Raw genomic sequence first — 857 nt, 5'->3', positions numbered from 1 at the left:
CTAGGACCGATCGACATTCATTGCATCCAGATCATTGCGGCTGCGAGATGGATGAAGCCGGTAAAGTTGTCGGTTCGCCTGTCATAGCGGGTTGCCAAGCGTCGGAAGTGTTTGAGCTGGCAGAAGCAGCGCTCGATGCGGTTGCGCTGTTTGTAGGCGTCGGCGTCGTGCGGAATGATGATCCTGCGGGTGCGGTTTGACGGGATCACTGCCGTTGCGCCGATTTCCGCAATGATCGCACGCAGGCCGTTGCTGTCATAAGCTTTGTCGGCGAGCACGGCGTCGCCGCTCTGGCCGTCGAGTAGTGCGGGCGCCTGGGTGATGTCATTAACCTGCCCAGCCGTGACGATGAAGCGGAGCGGACGACCGAGCGTATCGGCCAGCATGTGGATCTTGGTGGTCAGTCCGCCTCGGGAACGCCCCAGCGCCTGATCTTTGGCCCCCCTTTTCCGCTCGTCGCCTGCTGGTGCGCGCGAACGATGGTGCTGTCGATCATCAGATACTGGTTGTCGCGGTCGGCGGTCAGAGCAGCGAACACGCGCTCCCAGACGCCGGCATGGCACCAACGGCTGAAGCGCTGATGCACCGTTTTCCACTTGCCGTACCGCTCCGGCAGGTCGCACCAGTGTGCGCCCGACCGCAATACCCACAAGCATCCGTTCACGAACAGACGGTTATCCGCAGCCGTACGTCCTGGGTCGCCAGCCTTTCCCGGCAGCAATGGCGCGATCCTCGCCCATTGTGCCTCGCTCAGTTCATATCGCTTCGCCGCCACCATCTGCTCCGTGTGTCGAATCACGGAACTCTATGAATCAGCGATCAAACCACTTGGGAATCCTGAATGTCGATCGGCCCTA

General features: G+C 61.0%; 1 pseudogene. It reads right to left on the bottom strand.

Going from position 1 to position 857, the window contains the following annotated elements:
- Positions 1–17 precede the first annotated feature (17 nt).
- Positions 18–778 (bottom strand): annotated as a pseudogene (locus AKN84_RS47115) (IS5 family transposase).
- Positions 779–857: the final 79 nt, after the last annotated feature.

The sequence above is a fragment of the Bradyrhizobium tropiciagri genome (assembly GCF_001189845.1).
GTDB classification, from domain to species: domain Bacteria; phylum Pseudomonadota; class Alphaproteobacteria; order Rhizobiales; family Xanthobacteraceae; genus Bradyrhizobium; species Bradyrhizobium tropiciagri.
This window is presented reverse-complemented; position numbering and strand designations above follow the sequence as displayed.